This is a genomic window from Pseudomonas sp. AK181 (assembly GCF_051122975.1).
GTDB classification, from domain to species: domain Bacteria; phylum Pseudomonadota; class Gammaproteobacteria; order Pseudomonadales; family Pseudomonadaceae; genus Aquipseudomonas; species Aquipseudomonas lactis.
Genome location: NZ_CP146348.1, coordinates 2,639,562 through 2,660,855 on the forward strand (window position 1 = coordinate 2,639,562; position 21,294 = coordinate 2,660,855).

Here is a 21,294-nt window from a genome sequence, read left to right on the forward strand (position 1 = left end):
ATCAGCGACACCGCAGCGGCCGTTCGAGCCGCTGCTTCACTGCCGCCATCGCGCGTGGCGAATCTACCAGCACGGCATTGAGCTTCAGGCAGGCAGCGGCGCGATAGTCGTCAGCGTTGTTGACCCCAATCGCCAGAATATTCGATTCGCCGTTGGCGCGAAAACAGTCGACAGCCTGGGGCGTCCACAGCTTGGCATTCACCGCTGAGCGGGCCTCACCGAGGGTGAACGTTTCCACCAAATCCACTTTGCGCTGGTACTCGAACGCTACCCAACCGCCTGGTTGCGGTGTCGGGTTGCAATTGTTTGCCAGGGCAACATTGGCCAGGCGTTCACGGGTCCGATCCCTGGATTCGAACAGCCGGGCCTTGGGGTATTGGGCGAACGCTTGCTGGTAGCTGACGTCGGTGGAGTAGATCCACACGCGGTCCCAGGCGTGGTTCTGCTCCAATACGCGAGCAACAGCCGCCGCCTGGGGCGTGGCCGGGAGTGCTTTCATGTCGAGGATGATTGGGGTGGTTACTGGAATCGCTGTGAGCGCCTGTTGCAATGAGGGCAACGCTACGGCCTGGGTGCGATAAGGAAAGGTCACGCGGCCATCCGCTGCAGTTTGCTTGAACTGCCAGCCGGCGTTGAGTTGTTGCAACTGCGCCCAGGTCTTCTCTGCCACCGCGCCTGTACCCTGGGTATTGGCACTCAGGTCGGCAGGCCGGTACAACACGGGCACATCGTCACGGCTCAGTTGCACGGTCAGCCATAGCATGTCGACGTTATGGCGCAAGGCGTTCTCAACCGCCAGCAGGGTGTTCTCCGGGAAGTCCGCCGTGCCACCTCGATGGGCTACGATCAGCGGCAAGTGTGTGCCCGCGACGTCTGGGGCTTGTGCAGTGGTGCAGCCGCCCAGCACAAGGCTGGCGAGTAGCAGCGCTGGGGCGTATCGAGCTTCAATCATTGAGGGGCACCTTTGGTCGCGGTGTCCGGCATACTGCCGAGCTGGCCTGATTAATAAACGAAAGGCCCCATTATTTAATTAATATCGAGCTCAATGCTAACCGGGAGTGCGGGATGTCCTCTTTACCTCATGCCGATGTCCAGGCATTTCTTGATGAAGCGGTAGAGAGCGAGCCACAGGGGCTGACGTACACGCCGCCACGGATTTCGCAGATGATCCGTCGCGCTCTGCCACCCTGGGGCACGATTGAGTGCGTGCAGGTAGCACATCGCCCTCATCGTTTTGAAATGCGCCGCTCGCAGCATCAGTTTGTGCTGTATCGACAGGGGTCGGTCAGCGATGGCGAGGTCAGCATCGATGGCTTGCGGTTGGCTGGGCGTAGGGCCTTGGACCAGTTCGTTGATTTTATTCCGGCCGGTGCCCTGTTCGAAGGGTGGACGGGGGAACGTGCCAGGGTCGGCTATGTCCTGGTGTCGGTTGATGAGGATCAATTGGCGGCAGTCTGCCCGACCTATCGTGTGCAAACGGACCTCAAGCCGCTGATCAGTTGCCATGATGCGTTCTTGCGGGGGTTGCTGGAGCGCTTGGATCAGGTCGTGCATGGCGGCAAAACCGATGCCCTGTACCTGGAAACCCTGGTGATGCTGTTGATGCAGGAAGTGCGTGCGCTGCAACAACTGCCCGAGGTTGTGCCGGTTAATACCGGCGAGTTCGGGCCGGTGCAGCGCCAGCGTTTGACTGACTACATCGAGGCGTCCCTGGCCGATGAAGTGCGCCTGGCCGACTTGTCCAACATCGTCAACCTCAGCCCTTATCATTTCTCTCGGGTCTTCCGGCGCACGTTCGGCATGTCGCCGTACCAGTACCTGCTGCTGTGCCGCGTCAACCGGGCCAAGCACTTGATCACCACCACTGACCGCAGCCTGCTGGATATTGCCCTGGACACCGGCTTTGCCGGCGCCAGCCAATTCTCCCGCGCGTTCCGGCGCATCGTCGGGCAAGCCGCCAGCCAGTTGCGTCGTCCCTAGGCCTCGTACATTGCGCAATATGTGTCAACACAACAGCAGGCAAGGTAAAGCGGCCTGCGAAGCTGCTCGTTAGTCTGGCTTCAGCGGTTGGTTACCCCGGTAACCAACATTGAACCACTGATGGTGCAGAGAAAAATCCCATGAAAATCCTGGCTGCCGTGACCGAAGGCAAAGGTGCACTGTTTGACGTGCGCCCGTTGCAACTGGGCATACCGCGCAACGATGAAGTGCGGGTCAAAATCATTGCCACGGGCATTTGCCATACCGACCTTGCCGTGCGTGACCAACAGATTTCGGTGGCAATGCCCGTGGTGCTGGGGCATGAAAGCGCCGGTATCGTCGAGCAAGTCGGCTCGAACGTCAGCCATGTGCAGGTAGGCGACAAGGTCATTCTGTCCCTCGGTTTCTGCGGGCAATGCAGCCACTGCGCCAGCGGACTGCCGACTTACTGCGATGAGCATTTTGAGTACAACTGGAAAGCCTCGCGGGCCGACGGCTCAGTGGCACTGCATGATCAGGGGCAGCCGGTGCACAGCCACTTTTTTGGCCAGTCCTCCTTCGCCAATTACGCCGTGGTGAGCGCCAGCAGCCTGGTCAAGGTGGCAGACGATGCGCCGCTGGAGTTCCTGGGGCCGTTCGCCTGCGGCGTCATGACGGGGGCGGGCGCCGTCATCAACACCCTTAAACCGTCACCCGGCACCGCCATCGCTGTCTTCGGCATGGGCGCAGTGGGCCTGAGCGCGATCATGGCGGCGAGGGTGATGGGCTGCAATCCGATCATCGCGATAGACACCCAAGCGTCGCGCCTGGCCGTGGCTCAAGAGATGGGCGCCACCCACTTGATTGATGCGAGCCAGGGCGACGCGACCGAGCAGGTCATGGCGCTGACCGGCGGGCAGGGGGTGAAATATTCAGTCGAATGCGCAGGCCATGTTGGCGTGATGGCCAGCGCTGTCAATGTACTGGAAGAGGGCGGGGAGGCCGTGCTGACCGGCGTGGTGGCACCTGGCACGCAGCTGTCTCTGGATGTCATGCAACTGATTCGGGGCCGCGTGGTGCGCGGCAGCATCATGGGGGACGCGGCGCCTTCAGTGTTCCTGCCGCGCCTGGTGGACTTGTTCAAACAGGGGCGTTTCCCGGTGGACAAAATGGTCCGCTTCTACGACCTGGAACAGATCAATCAGGCGATCGCCGATATTCATTCGGGCGACACCATCAAGGCCGTCCTGCGCATGCCTCATTGAGTCACGCCCGGTAAGGGCGTGCGCGCAATAAAACCGTAGCACCCCGTCAATCAAGAGAAAGTGAGGTAATAGACATGATCAGTCTTCGTGGATGGTTAGTGGGCCTGTTGGCCGCCACGGCAGTTTTTGCTGCCGGTGTAAACGCTCAACCCAAGGCAACCATCAAGGAGCAGAACGGCTTCTACTACTTGTCGCCGGGCTACACCACGGCCGACGTGGCGGACTTCTATTGGCGCAGCCTGAATGGTTGGTCGGAGCACCCGGCCGAAATGGCCAAGTACTACCAGCAGGACGGCGTGTACACGCTGGCCTATGCGCCGGTCGATGATTTTCCGAATGCCGGCTTCAAGCGTGCCAATAACGGGCGCCAGGAAATGACCGATTACTTCACCAACTTCAGCAAACAGTTGGGCAACTTGAAGTACAGCGACCCCAAGACCTGGACCTTGCTTGAGACCACTGAAAAGGGCACCTACGTGTTTGAGTACACCAGCGATGGGGTGATTCGTGCCAGTGGCAAGCCCTATCACCAGACCTTCATCGCCATTTTGCGTATGGCCAAGGACGGGCAAATCCAGGCCGTGCGCGAGTATTGGGACCCCTACGTCGCCTTGCGGGACTTTGGTCTGATCAAAAAGACCCAGTAATAGCTGCGGCTTACAGGGCCATGATCGCACGGGCGAGCTGCTCGTCCGTGCACTGCAGCTCCATCCGCGTCTGGCGGATATGCATAAAGGCCGACTCTAGCTGCGCACCCCGTATTTCCCCCGCGCTTGCGACAAACGATGCGGCATCCGTCTTGGCGGCCAGCACGATTTTATCGTCCTTGAAGCTGCTGCTGGTGCCACCCGTGGCACTCATCGACAGGCTCACCAACGCGTCTGTCGTCATGACGAAACTGGTGGCCTGCGCACTGGCGACGCTGAACAGGCACGGGATGAACAGCCATTTCAGGTTGAACATGAGTCAGGGCATTCCGCATCAAGGAGAGGCGCGCAGGTTAGCAACGGGGGGCGTAGCAAACCGCAGCAAGTTTGCTAAAGCTTGTAAAAAACTGTTGGGTCTTCACTGGTGGCTGGGTGCCATGGGGCGCTTCGGTTATAGAGCGTGCTAATATCCCGCCCCTTGAACTGTACCGAACCGTTGAGAGCTGAACCCTGATGGCCATCCGATCTGTTGTACTCGATACCGAAACCACCGGCATGCCGGTGACCGATGGTCACCGGATCATCGAAATCGGCTGTGTCGAACTGATGGGGCGCCGCCTGACCGGCCGCCACTTCCACGTCTACCTGCAACCGGACCGTGACAGTGACGAAGGGGCGATTGGCGTTCACGGCATCACCGATGAATTCCTCAAGGGCAAGCCCCGCTTTGCCGAAGTGGCCGATGAGTTCTTCGAGTTCATCAACGGCGCCCAGTTGATCATCCATAACGCGGCGTTCGACATCGGCTTCATCAACAACGAATTTGCCCTGATGGGGCAGACCGACCGTGCGGACATCTCCCAGCACTGCACGATCCTCGATACCTTGATGATGGCCCGCGAGCGTCACCCGGGCCAACGCAACAGCCTCGATGCCTTGTGCAAGCGTTATGGCGTCGATAACTCCGGCCGTGAACTCCACGGCGCCTTGCTCGACTCCGAGATTCTCGCCGACGTTTACCTGACCATGACCGGCGGGCAGACCAGCCTGTCCCTGGCCGGTAATGCGTCCGATGGCAGCGGTTCGGCGGAGGGCTCGGGCAACCGCCCTTCGGAAATCCGCCGCTTGCCGGCTGATCGCAAGCCGACGCCTATCATCCGCGCCAGCGAGCAGGATCTGGCCGAACATGCGGCGCGGTTGGAAGCGATTGCCAAGGCTGCGGGTGCACCGGCGTTGTGGACGCAACTCACCCAGCAATAACAGCGTTCACCTATCTATCTGACGCCCCGCGATCCAAATGTGGGAGCTGGCTTGCCTGCGATGGCGGCCTGACAGCCGACGGTAACCACGATGCGAAGCGAGCCGCTCTTGATCTGCTCTTGCTCTGCTTTTGATCTTGATCTCAAGCGCCCCGTTAAACCACGCTGGCCGGAATTCGACAGGGATTTGGGGGGTAAACCGGCAGGGATGCCGGTTTAGCCGCCCCGCGCCATGGATGGCGCGTGGCGGCGGCCCCCCAAATCACTGGCGGATTACGGGCACACCGAGCCTAGGCGAGGTGCCGAGTGGTGGGGCAAGAGCCCTTTGGTTACTTTGGGGCTTTTCCAAAGTGACCCGCCGTCAGGGCGGAACCTTAAGCGGCCGTTACCTAAATAACGGATATGTACCCGGTCCAACTGTGTTGACTGTGAGGCCGTCATCGCAGGCAAGCCAGCTCCCACAGTTGGGTCGCGGGATGTCAGGTAGGTATGGCCCAGCTGGCAGGCCGTCACGGGAGCAAGTTCCCTCGCCACAGGTTCAGCCCCGTACCGAAGTTATGCAGGTACCTCTCGACCGCCTGTGAAATCTTCATTCGCCACTTTTGCTTCCAGCTTCTACCCTTGTGCAAAGCCTCCGGAGTAAGAGTGCTCATGTACAAAGACCTGAAGTTCCCCGTTCTGATCGTGCACCGTGACATCAAGGCCGACACCGTTGCCGGTGACCGGGTTCGAGGCATCGCCAGGGAGTTGGAACAGGAGGGCTTCAGTATTTTTTCTGCGGTGGACTACGCCGAGGGGCGGCTGGTGGCCGCTACCCATCATGGTCTGGCGTGCATGTTGATCGCCGCCGAAGGCGCCGGGGAAAACACTCATCTGTTGCAAAACATGGTAGAGCTGATTCGCCTGGCGCGGCTGCGCGCGCCCAACCTGCCGATCTTTGCGCTGGGCGAGCAAGTCACCCTGGAAAACGCCCCTGCCGATGCCATGAGCGAGCTCAACCAACTGCGCGGCATCCTTTATCTGTTCGAAGACACCGTGCCGTTTCTGGCGCGCCAAGTCGCCCGCGCCGCACGCACTTACCTGGATGGCCTGTTACCGCCGTTCTTCAAGGCTTTGGTGCAACACACCGCCGACTCCAATTATTCCTGGCACACCCCCGGCCATGGCGGTGGCGTGGCCTATCGCAAAAGCCCGGTGGGGCAGGCGTTCCATCAGTTTTTTGGGGAGAACACCCTGCGCTCTGACTTGTCGGTATCGGTGCCCGAGCTGGGCTCGCTGCTCGATCACACCGGGCCGTTGGCCGAAGCCGAGGCCCGCGCTGCGCGTAACTTTGGCGCCGACCATACGTTCTTCGTGATCAACGGCACGTCCACCGCCAACAAGATCGTCTGGCATTCCATGGTGGGGCGCGATGACCTGGTGCTGGTGGACCGCAATTGCCACAAGTCCGTATTGCATTCGATCATCATGACCGGCGCGATCCCGCTGTACCTGTGCCCGGAGCGCAACGAACTGGGGATCATCGGTCCGATCCCCCTGAGCGAATTCAGCCCTGAGTCGATCCGCGCCAAGATCGACGCCAGCCCCTTGACCCGTGGGCGAGCACCGAAAGTGAAATTGGCGGTGGTGACCAACTCCACCTATGACGGCCTGTGCTACAACGCCGAACTGATCAAGCAGCAGTTGGGCAGCAGTGTCGAGGTGCTGCACTTCGATGAGGCCTGGTACGCCTACGCCGCCTTTCACGAGTTTTTCGCCGGGCGCTATGGCATGGGCACCTCGCGCACGCCGGACAGCCCCTTGGTGTTCACCACCCACAGTACGCATAAATTGCTGGCCGCCTTCAGCCAGGCGTCGATGATCCACGTGCAGGACGGTGGCGCACGGCAACTGGACCGTGACCGCTTCAATGAAGCCTTCATGATGCACATCTCCACCTCGCCGCAATACAGCATCATCGCGTCGCTGGATGTGGCCTCGGCGATGATGGAAGGCCCGGCCGGGCGCTCGCTGCTCCAGGAAATGTTCGACGAGGCCTTGAGTTTCCGTCGCGCCCTGGCCAACTTGCGCCAGCATATCGCGGCCGAAGACTGGTGGTTTTCCATCTGGCAACCACCCTCGGTAGCAGGCATCGACCGGGTCGCCACGGCGGATTGGCTGTTGCACCCTGGGGATGAGTGGCATGGCTTTGGCGACGTGGTCGAAGACTACGTACTGCTGGACCCGATCAAAGTCACGCTGGTGATGCCTGGCCTCAACGCCGGAGGGGCCTTGAGCGAGTGTGGGATTCCCGCCGCAGTGGTCAGCAAGTTCCTCTGGGAGCGCGGGTTAGTGGTGGAAAAAACTGGGCTGTATTCGTTCCTCGTGCTGTTTTCGATGGGCATTACCAAAGGCAAATGGAGCACCTTGCTCACCGAGCTGCTGGAGTTCAAGCGTAGCTACGATGCCAATGTCAGCCTGGCCAGTTGCTTGCCGTCGGTGTATGCCCAAGGCCCGGCGCGTTATCAAGGCCTGGGGCTGCGCGACCTTTGCGACCAGTTGCACAGCTGTTACCGTAGCAATGCCACGGCCAGGCACCTCAAGCGTATGTATACGGTATTGCCGCAAATCGCGATGAAACCCGCCGATGCCTACGACCAGTTGGTCAGGGGCGAGGTGGAGGCGGTCTCTATCGATGCCTTGGCAGGACGCATCGCCGCCGTGATGCTGGTGCCTTACCCGCCGGGCATTCCACTGATCATGCCTGGCGAACGCTTCACCGAGTCAACGCGCTCGATCATCGATTACCTGGCATTTGCCCGCACGTTCGATAGCAGTTTCCCCGGCTTTGTCGCGGATGTGCATGGGCTGCAACACGAAGATGACGGCAGTGGCCGTCGTTATACCGTCGACTGCATCAAGGGTTAAGGAAGGTTATGCAAGCTGTAATGAACCCGAAGTATCCAGGACTCAGTGTGCGAGTCGCCGACGAAGGTTTTGACGCCTATGTATGGGGCAATGATTTCAGCTTTGAAGTCAGCGCCTATGGGGTGCCGCAAATGGGCCAGCGCGTTGACCAATGGCCAGTGGAGCGCGTGCTGCCGTACCGCAAGTGCTATGGCATCGACCCGGAGGAGTTCGCCAGTTTCCGTGACGCCGCCGACAGCTCGATCTTCATGGCGTACCTGGATGACTGTGCCGTGGGGCATATCGTGGTCAGCACCAACTGGAACGGCTTTGCCCACGTTGACGAGTTGGCCGTGGCGTTGCCGGCGCGCCGACATGGCGTGGCCAAGTCACTGCTGGACGTCGCGCAATTCTGGGCCCGCAAGAAAAACCTGCCGGGCATGATGCTCGAAACCCAGAACAACAACCTCGGCGCCTGTCGCCTGTATGAGCGCTGTGGTTATGTGATGGGCGGTATCGATCAACTGCGTTATCGCGGGATCGACCCGCACACCCGCGAAGTCGCAATTTTCTGGTATCGGTTGTTCAAATCGGAGCGCGAAGCGGTATGAACGGCCGAGGATGTTGACCCTGGCGGGGACCAGGCGGCATTTATGCCGGCCCGTCCCGCTATCTCAATGTTCAGGTGTACATCCAAGAGTGTTCGTTGCCGGTTTTGATTTTAAAATCCAAGGCGAACGGAAAGTAATGGGTTTTTACCGCGTTCATTTTTTCTCGCGTATCGCTCGGTGGGACGATGCCTTGCGCTTTATACTGCTCGTGTATGACCGCTTCTATGTTGATAGCCGGCCCGTTGCGCACGGGTTTATTATCAACCAGTGTGACTTCTTTTAATCTATCAAAACCGAGGTCATACATGTCAGGCCGGCGCGACTTCAGTATGTCGTTAAACATATCGGGGCCAACCGTCTCAAAAATTTTACGCTCGTACTCGTAGAACTCAGCATTGGGTGCCTCGCCTTGTTGAACGGTGGGGCGGTGTGCGGTGAAGTAGTCTTTGTTATTAGCGAAGCGGGTGCGCATCTCACTGATAATGGTGTCGATGACAGGGTTGTCAGGTTGGGTGGCGAAGTTGCTGGTGTTGTAGAAATTTTTGTAGTCAGTGAACTCAATGGCGACGGGGCTGTTTAACAGAATGTCGTTGGGCGCCGCGTGCAATTCGGTGTCTTTGATGGTGGTGACAATGGTGTCGTCAGTGTCAAGGTAAATGCCGCCATATTTCTTCATGATCGGATAGCGCGCCACATCCGAGGCTGCAGCAAGGTTGGTTCCCTGGCCTTGGCGGAAATAGGCATACATGTCGGAAGACTTTAACTGTTGGAAAAGCTCGTCTTTATGAAGGTTTCTGACCTGAATGCCTGACTTGTTGGCCTCCAGTTGATTTTTGAGTTTGACAAACGTCCTCTGGTCGTTGGCATCAACATGGACGATAGATTTATAGCCAGGCGTGTTGAGCGCATTGATCCGTATGTTGTCCTGCAAGTGAGGATTCATATGGCCGCCGGCCCAGAAGTAGTGAATCTCTTTGGGAATTGGCTTGGTGTTATGGGGGACCGTCAGAGAAATAGACGGCGAGGCGTTAACAAAGATATGTTTATGGGTTTTGATTTTTTTTGCGTGATTGAACTCATCGACACTACCCAGCTGCCATTTCCCCTTGCCGGTCCGCCAAAAATACATGGCGCCTGTGTTCGCCTGGTTGCCGGGAACGTGAGTATTGGACATCTCGCTTTTCCATGCGCCGACCTGCGTATCAAACGTCACCGTATGATCGCGGCCTTTGTAGTGGACGGCGTAGGGGGAATCCCCTGTACGCGTTATCTTTACATCATCAAGGGGTACGACGAACGTGTCGTCGGATAATCGCCAATGGGTTGTAGTGGGCGCACCTCCGGGCAAACGGTGACCGCGTGAAATCGGTTCCCAACCCGCAACGCCCACCTCCTTGACTGGAAGGTCGACGCCGGTTCCAGACGGATGCCTTATAAAGCGCTGACCTTCTTTCAGGTTGGACTCATACAGCGTGCCGTCAACCTTCACATATTCTTTATTGTTCGGGCCTACGTAGACGTTGCCTTGCAAGCCTTTGACCTGGAGCAGGTCTGCAGAGACCGTGGCCTCGTAACCCTGCAGCGACGGTGTATTGAGCACCTTGAGCTCGCCGTTGGCGGCCACCACCGAGGGTTGGAAATGCTGGAGTGGCGGCCCATAGGGCAAGCCCTTTGCTGCATCAAAGGCGTGCCAGTTGCCACCTTGGAACACGGCCCCCATTTCGAGGTCATGCCCGGCAATCCTGGCGGTGCCTGTGGAAACCAGGCCATGCTGGGTACTGGCGGCCTTGAGCAGGTCGTAGCTGCCGGTGGCGCCCCTGAGCGTATTGAAGGCTTTCGCGCCCTTGGACCAGGCCCAGCGGCTGATGCCCTTGAGCAAATCGCCTGCGCCGCCCAATGGGTTAAGCGCCTCGAGCGCGACGGTGCCGACGAACCGTGCAGTTCTGGCGACGCCTTTGACCCCAAACACGCCCTTGCTCAGCACTTTGCCGGCCTGGGCGGCTTTGCCGGCGCCCAGTGTCACCAGGCCGATCACATCGAGGCCAAGGTCCATCAAGCCGTCGCCGATATTGCCCTGCATGAAATTAACAATCGCCGACCTGAAAGGGATCATGTTGAGAAAAAACTCGCCGATGGCCTGGTTGGCGGCGCTGGTTTTATCGTATGAAGTGGTTCCACGGGCGTGCTGGAGCAGGTCATCGCCGTGCAGGTCCAGACGTTGGGTGAGCACTTTGGCGATGTAGCGGGTGCGCTTGGAGTCGAACACCTGCGGCGTTTCAACGCGTGCCGGTGTTTCCTTGGACCGTTGGGCGTGCTCGTCTGCGAACGGGTTGAAGCGCACGGTCCTGCGCAACGTGTTCGCGTCGCGCATATCGAGTCGGGAATAGGGCGGCGAATAAATATGCGCGAGGTAATTGTGTTTGGTAATGCTCCCGGCGTGGGTGTCGATCCGATAAATATTGACCTGCCCGTTGCGGGTGATTTTCACATCCAGCGTATGGCCTTTCTTGATCAGGGTTTTGCTCGAAAAATCGGCTTCTATGAAGTAGTCGTTGGTATGGAAAAATTCGAGCTGGCCATATTCGAAATTTTCCCGATCTTGCGGTGGTAACGTCGATATCAGGTGCTGGGTCATTCCCGCATGACCTTTTTCCAGCGCCTCCATCGCGGGTTTGTAGTGCTGGTCAAAGGCGTCTGCGACCGACAGTACGCCGCTATCGGAAAGCGCGCAGAACGCCATGATGGGGATGCGCTTGTCCTGGGTGATCCAGTGCTCGCTGTCGCTGTTGTCGACCTTGGCACCCTGCATGACCACATCCAGCATCGAGTGGGTACCGGGGAAGCGCCCTGGCCGCCCTGGAATCAGCCGGGCTTTGGTCAGGTGCTTTGCCCTGAAGACGTCGTCCGGCACACCGGGAAATTTTTCCCGCAGCAATTGCATGCCCATCTCCTCGCGCATCGGAATGGGGGTTGCCAGTGCCTGGGCGGTGGCCTGCAACGATTGTTGCTGATTGCTGAAGGCGGTTTGCGTGGCGCGCATCTGCGTATCGCTGGGAAAGGTGTCCGCTTTCAAGTAACCGTTGACGATTCCCCAGTTGTGCAAGGCTTCGCGATGGATCGTCTGGGTCAGCGCTCCGACATCGGTGGTCTCGGCGGCTGTCAGTACCTCGCTGTAGGTCATGGTGAATGCACGTCCCGGCGACTCGACCTCCAGCTTGGCCACGGCGATCTCCAATTGAGTCCACGCCACGCTGCCGTAGGTCACGTTGGGCGGTATGTCCTTGACCAGATACTGCGGTGCGGTACGTGCCAGCAACAGGCGCGCTGCCAGGTCAGCCGATGCCTTGGACGCTCGACCTTCCGCGACCAGATGGCGGCTCAAGCCCTCGATCACCACGTTGGGCGGCTGGTTCCAGAGCGCTCGTTGGCCGAGATCAAAGCCACTCACGCTGTTGCGGGCCGGTGTTCCCAGGGCTTGCGGGTCCAGCCCTAATGCAATGGCTGCCAACAAGTAGTCATTGACGCTGGTGTTGGTTGCGATGCCGCCCAGTCGCGCTTGAATGAACTGGCCCAGTGCTTGCGCCTTGGCCGATCCCAGCAGCATTTCCATGGCGCTGGCCGGGAATTTGAAGTCGTTGCTCGACAGGTGAGTGACAGAGCACAGGTAGCCCAGCACACCCTGTTTGTCGGTCAGTGGCAGTTCCGGCAGGGCGGGGTTTGGTGTGTTCAACAGGTCAATGAGGGCTTGTTGGTCCTGCGCCGACAGCGGGATCGGCCACGACAGGGCGCCACCGTAATTGCCGAGGGGAAACGTCTGCACCTGCTTGGTCGCCACCTGATAAAGCGCCAGCAACGCCTCAAGACTCTTGGGTGCGGGCACGCCGCTGCCGCTTAGGAATGTACCTAGCTTGACCCGGCTGTTGGGTGCCAGGTTGTGTTGCCGCGAGTACCGTGAGCCCTCGCACACCGGTAGCGTGGAGGTTGCCAGATGCGTGGCGAGCCGGGCTTCGAGCGCGCCTCGTTGGCGGTCCGACAACTCGCCTGGGAAGGCGTCGTTGAGTTCCTTGAGGAGTTCGCCCAGGTTGTCTGCCAGTAGCTGCCAGTTACAGCGCTCACTGAAGGCTTGTTTAAGGGCTGTCGGGTTGTCGAGTTCGTCGGGGGCCAAATCGTTGGTGGAAGCCTCCACCGGTAAGGGCTGCGTCGTGAGCGCGGGCTGCAGGGGTGGTGCTTGAGTCAGGGCAGCAGGGTGCAGCAGCGGCAAGTGCGCCAGTGCATTGGGAAGTGGGAGCATGGGTATCAATCCTTTGTTGCGCTGTTCATCCGTTAGAAAGCGTGTGCTTTGTGCTGGATGAGTGCCCTGCGCACAGGATGGGGTTCCTGTCTTTTCTTTAAGGCCGTGTGTCGTGCCAGGAAGGAAAGGGCGCGGAGCCCCGTTACGGTGCTGGCGAGCCCGCCAGCAGGGCCTGGGCTTTTTGCGCGACGATTTCCAGCAGCGCATTCAGCGCGGGTGTGGACGCGGCATTCTTCAACGTCAGTGCGTATAGGCTGACCGGAATGGGCGGCGATAACGGGCAGGTATCCAGGCCGGACGCCTGCGCACCGAAGGCGGTGAACGGGTCGACAATTGCCAGGCCTTCTCCGGCTTCCACCAGGCCGCGCATCATCGGGTAGGTTTGCACCCGCGTCTGCACCACGGGCAGTGGTCGCAGGGCTTGCAGCTTGGCATCCAGCAAGCGGCTGAGCGGGTCATGGCCTTCCAGGCCGATCAGCGACTGGCCGGCCAAGTCCTGCAACGCAATGTATTTTTGCTTGGGCTTGAGCCAGCCATGGGGGGCCAGCAACTGCAATTTGCCTTGGGCCAGCACCGTGCTTTGGATCTGTGGATGCTCAGGGTCATGCAGGCTCAGGCCTACATCGGCTTCATGCAACAGCAGGCTGTTGATGATCTCGCCAGTGGGTTGGCTCGACAGGTTGCACGGCATATCCTGGAAGCGTCGACGCAGCGCGGCAATGCTCTGGGGCAACAGTTGGTTGGCAAGCGGCGGCGTGCAGAGGGCGCGCAAGGGCGGCGCGTGGTGGTGTTTCAAACGGCTGGCGAGGCGTTGCAGCGGCTCCAGGGCTTCGTACAGAGCAGTGATTTGCGCCTGCAGCTCCAAGGTTTCCCGGGTTGGCTGCAAGCGCCCGCGCACGCTGGCGAACAGCATGAAGCCCAGTTGCTGCTCAGCGTCCTTGAGGGTGGCGTCTACTTCGCCCACGGGGAGTTGCAACCACTCGGCGGCGGTGCCGAGGTGGCCGGTTTGCAAGATGGCCTGAATCACTTCGATATGACGTAAACGCATGGCCGGAGTCTATGTGCAGTGCGCAGGGGATTCAATGGCGCAGGCCTTCGTGCGTAAAAAAGACTGCCGGGGTCGTCCCAGGCTATGGCGTTCAGCCACGACCCCACTAGAATGGCCAGTCTGATCAGCAACGACCCCTGCCGGTTTGCCGGTACTTAAAATAAAAAACAGGTCTGGTCTCATATGCCTCTGCCCTCGACGTTCTTCGGGGTAACGGCCAAGCAACTCCTGGTCCTGGTGACCGTGGGAGGCCTGGCGGCTTACTTCTTCAATCATCAGAATGAACCGACGCCGGATGACCTCGCACTGCAAGCCTTTATCCGCACCCAGCAACAGGTGGACGAGCAAGTGGGCGCAGTAGTGGGGATTACCCTGGTCAGGGAGGTCGAGGCTTACCCCGCGTACAACGCGCCGGGTTACAAGCGCTCGATGTATACGGTGCAAGGGGAGCGCGGCCAGTTGCTGGTGACGCTCAAGCAAGACGAGCAGGGCATAGAGGTAACGCAGATCCGCCGCCCATGAGCGTTCCCAGCCCAGTCGCCAGGACTGAGCAGGTGAACATGGCAAGCGCTTACGAGGCCAGAGTGGTTTCGGACTCGCGCACGAGAATGGTGCCCGACTGGATCAGTTTGAATTCATCACCTTCCAGCTTTTCTACACGGTCGCCAATGGCCAGCTTGTAGGTCACGGTGGGCGTCGATCCCGCCAGGTCGCCTTGCGCCGGGTTGGATTCCTGGAACTCATGCACCGAATACACGCGGCCTTCCGCGTCTCTGGCATGAAACTGTCCAACAAGTACTGCAGCCATCTGTTTAGAACCTCTGGAGATAAACACTCGATTTGCGGTTCTGTAGACCGTCAGGGAGCGGGGTAGTTTACCTATAAGAAAAAAATACTATTCGCTGATATTTTCAGACGCTTCCTACGCAAGCGCTTGCAAGGAAAACGTCGAGGGAATCCGCATAACCCTCTGGTGAACGCGCCGCGAAGCCTCTATAACTACAAGCTCCTTTATTCAGAAGTCGGGAAACCTCAATGAGCAAGGTCTACACGATTGCCGTCCTGGTGGGCAGCTTGAGAAAAGAGTCGATCAACCGCAAGGTCGCGCTGGCCCTGGCCGAACTGGCCCCTGCCAATCTCAAGTTGAACATTGTTGAAATCGGCGACTTGCCGCTCTACAACGAGGACATCGACGGTGCAACACCGCCAGCAGCCTACAGCACTTTGCGCAAACAGGTGAGTTCATCCGACGCGGTGCTGTTCGTCACCCCCGAATACAACCGCTCCGTGCCAGCCGCCTTGAAAAACGCCATCGACGTGGGCTCGCGCCCATACGGGCAAAGCGCCTGGAGCGGCAAGCCGGGGGCGATCATCAGCGTGTCGCCGGGTGCCATTGGCGGCTTTGGCGCCAACCACCATTTGCGTCAGTCCCTGGTGTTCCTGGATGTGTGGTGCATGCAGCAGCCGGAAGCCTACCTGGGCGGGGCGGGCAGTGTGTTCGATGAGGCGGGGAAGGTGTCGGACAAGACCAAGCCGTTCCTGCAGGCGTTCATCGATGCCTATGGCAAGTGGGTAGAAAAACAGAAGGCTTGAAATTAGCCCGGCCCCTGTAGGAGCGAGCTTGCTCGCGAAAAACTCGAGGATAACGCGTTCATTCAGGATGTCAGCGTTGTCGTTACGATCTTCGCGAGCAAGCTCGCTCCTACAGTAGGGGGTTATCGCAACCAGTTGGTACGTGCCAGTTCGATAACCTCATCGCCGCGCCCGCTCATGACCGCCTTGAGCATATACAGGCTGAACCCCTTGGCCTGTTCCAGCTTGATGCTCGGCGGCATTACCAGTTCCTGAGTGGCGGTCACCACATCCACCAACACCGGGCCGTTATGGGCCAGCGCACGGCGCAGGGCTGGCTCCAAATCTTCGGATTGCCCCACCCGAATGCCCAAGATTCCCATGGCATTGGACATGGCCGCGAAGTCCGGGTTTTTCAGCTCGGTGCCGGTGTCCAGGTAACCTGCGGCCTTCATCTCCATGGCGACAAAACCCAGGGACGAATTGTTGAACACCACCAGTTTGACCGGCAATTGCAGCTGCGCCAGGGAAATGAAATCCCCCATCAACATAGTGAAACCACCGTCCCCAGACATCGAAATCACCTGCCGTCCAGGGAATGCCGCTTGGGCGCCGATAGCCTGAGGCATCGCGTTGGCCATCGAGCCATGGTTGAACGAGCCGATCAGCCGGCGCTTGCCGTTCATCTTCAGATAACGCGCCGCCCACACGGTGGGTGAGCCGACATCGGCGGTGAAGATCGCATCATCATCGGCCAGCTCGCTGAGCAAGCGCGCCACGTACTGGGGATGGATCGGCCTACCAGCCTTGGACGGTTGCGCCAGATCATCCAGGCCTTGGCGGGCTTTTTCGTAGTGCTTCAAGGAGGTTTCGAGGAAGCTGCGATCGGTCTTGCGGGTCAGGCGTGGCAGCAGCGCGGCGATGGTTTCACTGACGTCGGCGGCGATGCCCAGGTCCAAGGTCGCACGGCGCCCCAGGGCTTGCGGGTTGCGGTCCACCTGGATGATCTTCGCGTCGGTCGGGTAGAACTGGCGATAGGGGAAGTCGGTGCCGAGCATGATCAAGGTGTCGCAGTCGAGCATGGCGTGGTAACCGGAGCTGAAACCGATCAGGCCGGTCATGCCCACGTCGAACGGGTTATCCCACTCCACGTGCTCCTTGCCCCGCAGTGCATGCACCACCGGCGCGCCGAGGGCGTCGGCCAGCGCCACTACCTGATCGTGGGCACCGGCACAGCCGCTGCCACACAGCAGAGTGACTTTCTCGCTGCTCTGGAGCAAGTCGGTGAGGCGCTGCAAGTCCTGCTCAACCGGCACGGTGCGCGGTGCGTGCAAGGCCGGCCACGGCTTGAGCTTATCTTCCACCTCCAACAGCGACACATCCCCCGGAATCACCACCACCGCCACGCCTCGGTTGAGAATCGCCGAACGCATGGCACGGTGCAGCACCTGAGGCATCTGCTCGGGGTTGCTCACCAGCTCGATAAAGTGGCTGCACTCCTTGAACAGTTCCTGGGGGTGGGTCTCCTGAAAGTAATTCAGGCCCACCTCCGAGGACGGAATTTGCGCGGCAATCGCCAGCACCGGCACATGGTTGCGATGGCAGTCGAACAACCCATTGATCAAATGCAGGTTACCCGGCCCGCAACTGCCGGCGCACACCGTCAACTCGCCGGTGGCCGCCGCTTCGGCACCGGCAGCGAAGGCCGCGACCTCTTCGTGGCGCACATGCATCCACTCGATGCTGTCCATGCTGCGCAAGGCGTCGGTCAGGCCATTGAGGCTGTCGCCGGTCAGCCCCCAGATACGCTTGATGCCCGCTTGTTCCAGGGTCGTCGCCAACTGCTGGGCCAGGTTGATTTTCGCCATGAGGAACTCCAATCGTCAGTGAGGTTGAAAAACTGCTGATCAGTAGGGGACAGTTCAATCACGGCGAATGCTCCGCCTTTAATGTGAAGATTGCGTCATGCTTGCGCGATACTGCCGCGTACGCCGCGCGATAAACAGCTGGTCACACACCAGTGCCAGCCAGGGCGCGACGTTGGGGTTGGGCAGGCGGCCGCGGCTCAGGCGGCGCATCTGGTTGCGCACCACGGCGAGGGTGGCGAGGGCGGCCAGGGGTTTGCGCTTCCATTCCATGGGCTTGAGTTGTGGGTTGAGGTCGCGACCTTCACGCCACTGCTTGATCAGCTGCGGCTCCAGGGTCAGGGCGGTGGCGATGCCGGCCATGGCGATGCCGCTGTCGAGTACCTGCTGGACCACCGGCAAGCGGCGAATACCTCCGGTCACCATCAGTGGCATGGTGGCGATGCTCGCCATTTGTGTGGCGAAATCCAAAAAGTAGGCTTCACGGGCCAAGGTGCGGCCGTCCCGGGCTTCACCTTGCATGGCCGGCGCTTCATAGCTGCCGCCGGACAATTCCAGCAAATCAATCGGCAGTGTATTGAGCATCTCCACTACAGCGCGTGCATCGGTCTCATCGAAGCCGCCGCGCTGGAAGTCTGCGGAATTTAGCTTTACCGACACACAAAATGAAGGGCTGACGCTGGCCCGTACGGCGCGGATAACCTCCAGCAGCAGGCGTGCGCGGTTTTCCAAGGAGCCGCCCCAACGGTCGGTGCGATGGTTGCTCAAGGGCGAGAGAAATTGGCTCAACAAATAGCCATGGGCGCCGTGGATCTGCACCCCGGTGAACCCGGCTTGCTCGGCCAGGCGGGCGCTGGTGGCGAAGCGCTTGATGACGTCCTGGATGTCGTCTTCGGTCATGGCCTTGGGTGTAGCGAACATCTTGGAAAAACTGCCCACATCCAGCGCAATAGCCGAGGGTGCCAACGCTTGTTGACCGAGGTTGGCCATGGTCTGGCGGCCCGGATGGCTGAGCTGTACCCAGAAGTGCACACCCTTGGCCCGGGCTACGTCGGCCCATTCACGAAAACTGGCCAGGTGTTGCTCGTTTTCCAGCGCGACACCGCCAGGGCCGGTCATGGCGCGGCGGTCGATCATCACGTTACCGGTCAGCAGCAGGCCGGGCTCGCCGTCGGCCCAGGTCTTGTACAACTGCTTCAATGCGTTGGACGGTGCCTGATGCAGGTCCGCCATGTTCTCTTCCATCGCGGCCTTGGCGATGCGGTTGGCGATGACTTGGCCGTTAGGCAGTTGCAGGGGGGCGAACGGTGACATGGGTTAACTCCTGAGCAGGGGAGGCCTCAGGCTAAGCTTAAAGTTAACTTTAATGTCAAGCGGGAGTTGATCACGAAGGATTGACTGGCGACGGAACTGTAGGAGCGAGCTTGCTCGCGAAGAACGCGAGGGCGCCACTACAGCCAGGCGACCTGCGTTATCGTTCAGGTTTTTCGCGAGCAAGCTCGCTCCTACAGGGTGTTAGCGGCGACGGAACAGTGGCAGGGGTTCATCGGTGGCCGCTTGATAGGTCACCGAGAAATCCTTGAGACTTTCCAGCGCTTCATAAGGGTCTTTGTCCGCGCGCAAGGCGAAGGCATCGAACCCGCAGCGGTGCAGGTAGAACAGTTGGTCACGCAGCACATCGCCAATGGCACGCAGTTCACCCTTGTAACCATAACGGTCACGCAACAGGCGCGCGTTGGAGTAGTTGCGCCCGTCGGTGAAGGCCGGGAAGTTCAGGGCGATGACCTGGAAGTGCTTCACGTCATCGCCGATTTCTTCGGCTTCTTCATCGGCGTCCAGCCACACCCCCAAACCGCCGTCGCGGGCCTTGAGGGCGTGGCCGTGCTCGCGCCACAGGGCCAGCGGCACGATCAGGTCGTCGCAGTTGGAAATGCCGTCGAAGCTCGCGTCCTTGGGCAGCAAGTGCCAGGTTTCGTCGACGACTGCGTTGTTCTTAATGATTCGCTGCATAGACGCGCTCCTTGAACAGGTCGATGCCGATGCGCTGGTAGGTGTCGATGAAACGCTCATCTTCGGTGCGCTGTTCGATGTATACGTCGATCAGCTTGCCGATCACCTCCGGCATGGCTTCCTGGGCGAAGGATGGGCCGAGGATCTTGCCCAGGCTCGCATCGCGGCTGGCGCTGCCACCCAGGGACACTTGGTAGAATTCTTCGCCTTTCTTGTCCACACCCAGGATGCCGATGTGGCCGACGTGGTGGTGACCACAGGCGTTCATGCAACCGGAGATGTTCAGGTCCAGCTCGCCGATGTCGAACAGGTAGTCCAGGTCGTCGAAACGGCGCTGGATCGACTCGGCAATCGGGATCGATTTGGCGTTGGCAAGCGAGCAGAAGTCGCCGCCCGGGCAGCAGATGATGTCGGTCAGCAGGCCGATGTTCGGCGTGGCAAAGCCGCCTTCGCGCAGCTCGCCCCACAGGGTGAACAATTGGCTCTGCTCAACGTCCGCGAGGATGATGTTCTGCTCGTGTGAGGTGCGCAGTTGGCCGAAGCTGTAGCGCTCGGCCAGGTCGGCGACCGCATCCAGTTGCTTGTCGGTGATGTCGCCTGGCGCGACGCCGGTGGGCTTGAGCGACAGGGTCACTGCCACGTAGCCGGGCTTCTTGTGCGCCAGGGTGTTGCGGGTGCGCCAGCGGGCGAAGCCTGGGTGTTGCTGGTCGAGTGCGGCCAGCTCGGCGTCCTGATTGCTCAGGGCCTTGTACTCAGGGTCGACGAAGTGCTTGGCGACGCGGTGTACTTCGGCTTCGGTCAGGGTGGTCTGGCCGCCGCGCAGGTGTTCCATTTCGGCATCGACTTTCTGGGCAAACACCTCAGGGGTCAGCGCCTTGACCAGGATCTTGATCCGGGCCTTGTACTTGTTGTCGCGACGGCCGTAACGGTTGTAGACCCGCAGGATGGCGTCGAGGTAGCTCAACAGGTCCTGCCACGGCAGGAACTCGTTGATGAACGCGCCGACCACCGGGGTACGGCCCAGGCCGCCGCCGACCAATACACGAAAGCCCAGCTCACCGGCGGCGTTGTACACCGGCTCCAGGCCGATGTCGTGCACTTCGATGGCCGCACGGTCCGAGGTCGAGCCATTGATGGCGATCTTGAACTTGCGCGGCAGGTAGGCGAATTCAGGGTGGAAGGTGGTCCACTGGCGCACGATCTCGCACCATGGCCGTGGGTCGATCAGCTCGTCGGCAGCGACGCCGGCAAACTGGTCGGTGGTCACGTTGCGCAGGCAGTTACCGCTGGTCTGAATGGCGTGCATCTGCACGGTAGCCAGTTCAGCCAGGATATCCGGCACATCTTCCAGAGCCGGCCAGTTGAACTGTACGTTCTGGCGGGTGCTGATGTGGGCATAGCCTTTGTCGAAGTCGCGGGCAATCTTGGCCATCATGCGCGTCTGGCGCGACGTCAGTTGGCCATAGGGCACGGCCACCCGCAGCATCGGCGCAAAGCGCTGCACATAAAGGCCATTTTGCAGGCGCAGAGGGCGGAACTCTTCTTCGCTCAGTTCACCTGCTAAGTAGCGTCGGGTCTGATCACGGAACTGCTTGACGCGGTCCTCGATGATGCGCTGATCGTATTCGTCGTATACGTACATATAGGTCCTGTTCTCGGCAAATCTGCGCGCACGGCCGCGCACTCCCAACGGAGCCGGCGCACGATAACAGTTTGCGTATATGCGCAAAAGTGATGTTTGGGTATATGTAAATAACCAAACTGACTAATGAGAACCGTTATCGCCATACCCACATTTGTCATGGGGACAAGTGTGGTCTTTACTGTGATCGAGTCTGAGTGCAGTCACCTATAAAACCGACAAGAGGCGATGCGATGAGT

The 21,294-nt window shown here is 59.8% G+C and carries 17 protein-coding genes; 8 read left to right on the forward strand and 9 right to left on the reverse strand.

All coding sequences use genetic code 11. From position 1 onward, the window contains the following. Nucleotide 1: 1 nt before the first annotated feature. The gene (locus V8689_RS12440) at nt 2–952 is read right to left on the reverse strand and encodes a glycerophosphodiester phosphodiesterase family protein (protein WP_060765913.1); all 951 of its coding nucleotides are present in this window, start codon (nt 950–952) and stop codon (nt 2–4) included. Nucleotides 953–1,065: 113 nt separating this feature from the next. On the opposite strand from V8689_RS12440, the gene V8689_RS12445 reads away from it, so the two are divergent. The 3 genes from V8689_RS12445 to V8689_RS12455 all read left to right on the forward strand — a co-directional run bounded on the left by V8689_RS12445 (nt 1,066) and on the right by V8689_RS12455 (nt 3,871). Next, nucleotides 1,066–1,980, forward strand: a complete 915-nt coding sequence (locus V8689_RS12445) for a helix-turn-helix domain-containing protein (protein ID WP_434520719.1) — start codon at nt 1,066–1,068, stop codon at nt 1,978–1,980. Nucleotides 1,981–2,120: 140 nt separating this feature from the next. Further along, complete coding sequence (locus tag V8689_RS12450; RefSeq protein WP_056784437.1) at nt 2,121–3,224, forward strand: NAD(P)-dependent alcohol dehydrogenase; 1,104 nt, start codon at nt 2,121–2,123, stop codon at nt 3,222–3,224. A 74-nt stretch (nt 3,225–3,298) separates the two neighbouring features. Beyond that, on the forward strand, nt 3,299–3,871 hold the full coding sequence (locus V8689_RS12455) for a nuclear transport factor 2 family protein (RefSeq protein ID WP_150073468.1): 573 nt from the start codon (nt 3,299–3,301) through the stop codon (nt 3,869–3,871). A gap of 10 nt (nt 3,872–3,881) precedes the next feature. Here V8689_RS12455 and V8689_RS12460 read toward each other — a convergent pair whose 3' ends face one another. Further along, nucleotides 3,882–4,187 carry a DUF2388 domain-containing protein gene (locus tag V8689_RS12460; protein ID WP_056784442.1) on the reverse strand — a complete coding sequence of 102 codons (306 nt, stop codon included), beginning with the start codon at nt 4,185–4,187 and terminating at the stop codon, nt 3,882–3,884. 203 nt (nt 4,188–4,390) lie between these two features. Here V8689_RS12460 and dnaQ point away from each other — a divergent pair, with 203 nt between their 5' ends. The 3 genes from dnaQ to V8689_RS12475 all read left to right on the forward strand — a co-directional run bounded on the left by dnaQ (nt 4,391) and on the right by V8689_RS12475 (nt 8,627). Further along, nucleotides 4,391–5,131, forward strand: a complete 741-nt coding sequence (dnaQ, locus tag V8689_RS12465) for a DNA polymerase III subunit epsilon (protein WP_164692278.1) — start codon at nt 4,391–4,393, stop codon at nt 5,129–5,131. Nucleotides 5,132–5,781: 650 nt separating this feature from the next. Further along, nucleotides 5,782–8,037, forward strand: a complete 2,256-nt coding sequence (locus V8689_RS12470) for an Orn/Lys/Arg decarboxylase N-terminal domain-containing protein (protein ID WP_056784445.1) — start codon at nt 5,782–5,784, stop codon at nt 8,035–8,037. An 8-nt stretch (nt 8,038–8,045) separates the two neighbouring features. Further along, a complete protein-coding gene (locus V8689_RS12475; protein ID WP_081089351.1) occupies nt 8,046–8,627 on the forward strand; it encodes a GNAT family N-acetyltransferase in 582 nt (193 codons plus the stop codon). 70 nt (nt 8,628–8,697) lie between these two features. On the opposite strand, the gene V8689_RS12480 is transcribed toward V8689_RS12475, so the two are convergent. After that, complete coding sequence (locus tag V8689_RS12480) at nt 8,698–12,918, reverse strand: glycosyltransferase (protein ID WP_056784448.1); 4,221 nt, start codon at nt 12,916–12,918, stop codon at nt 8,698–8,700. Between the two features lie 142 nt (nt 12,919–13,060). Further along, nucleotides 13,061–13,966: a LysR substrate-binding domain-containing protein gene (locus V8689_RS12485; RefSeq protein ID WP_056784451.1), complete on the reverse strand. Its 906-nt coding sequence runs from the start codon at nt 13,964–13,966 to the stop codon at nt 13,061–13,063. Between the two features lie 183 nt (nt 13,967–14,149). Here V8689_RS12485 and V8689_RS12490 point away from each other — a divergent pair, with 183 nt between their 5' ends. After that, the gene (locus V8689_RS12490) at nt 14,150–14,488 is read left to right on the forward strand and encodes a hypothetical protein (protein WP_060765862.1); all 339 of its coding nucleotides are present in this window, start codon (nt 14,150–14,152) and stop codon (nt 14,486–14,488) included. A 49-nt stretch (nt 14,489–14,537) separates the two neighbouring features. On the opposite strand, the gene V8689_RS12495 is transcribed toward V8689_RS12490, so the two are convergent. Continuing rightward, complete coding sequence (locus V8689_RS12495; RefSeq protein WP_032892208.1) at nt 14,538–14,774, reverse strand: hypothetical protein; 237 nt, start codon at nt 14,772–14,774, stop codon at nt 14,538–14,540. Nucleotides 14,775–15,001: 227 nt separating this feature from the next. On the opposite strand from V8689_RS12495, the gene V8689_RS12500 reads away from it, so the two are divergent. Continuing rightward, nucleotides 15,002–15,559, forward strand: coding sequence for an NADPH-dependent FMN reductase (locus V8689_RS12500; RefSeq protein WP_044273388.1), 558 nt, complete (start codon nt 15,002–15,004; stop codon nt 15,557–15,559). Nucleotides 15,560–15,681: 122 nt separating this feature from the next. Here the strand turns inward: V8689_RS12500 and poxB are convergent, their stop codons facing one another. The 4 genes from poxB to V8689_RS12520 form a co-directional block, all read right to left on the reverse strand. After that, entirely contained in the window at nt 15,682–17,406 is a 1,725-nt protein-coding gene (gene poxB, locus V8689_RS12505) for a ubiquinone-dependent pyruvate dehydrogenase (RefSeq protein WP_056784457.1), read from the reverse strand. Nucleotides 17,407–17,484: 78 nt separating this feature from the next. Further along, on the reverse strand, nt 17,485–18,717 hold the full coding sequence (locus tag V8689_RS12510) for an NADH:flavin oxidoreductase/NADH oxidase family protein (protein WP_056784460.1): 1,233 nt from the start codon (nt 18,715–18,717) through the stop codon (nt 17,485–17,487). A gap of 201 nt (nt 18,718–18,918) precedes the next feature. Continuing rightward, on the reverse strand, nt 18,919–19,413 hold the full coding sequence (locus tag V8689_RS12515; RefSeq protein WP_056784463.1) for a DUF934 domain-containing protein: 495 nt from the start codon (nt 19,411–19,413) through the stop codon (nt 18,919–18,921). Then, a complete protein-coding gene (locus V8689_RS12520; RefSeq protein WP_003190712.1) occupies nt 19,397–21,055 on the reverse strand; it encodes a nitrite/sulfite reductase in 1,659 nt (552 codons plus the stop codon). Before V8689_RS12520 ends, V8689_RS12515 begins: the two co-directional genes overlap by 17 nt. Between the last annotated feature and the right edge of the window lie 239 nt (nt 21,056–21,294).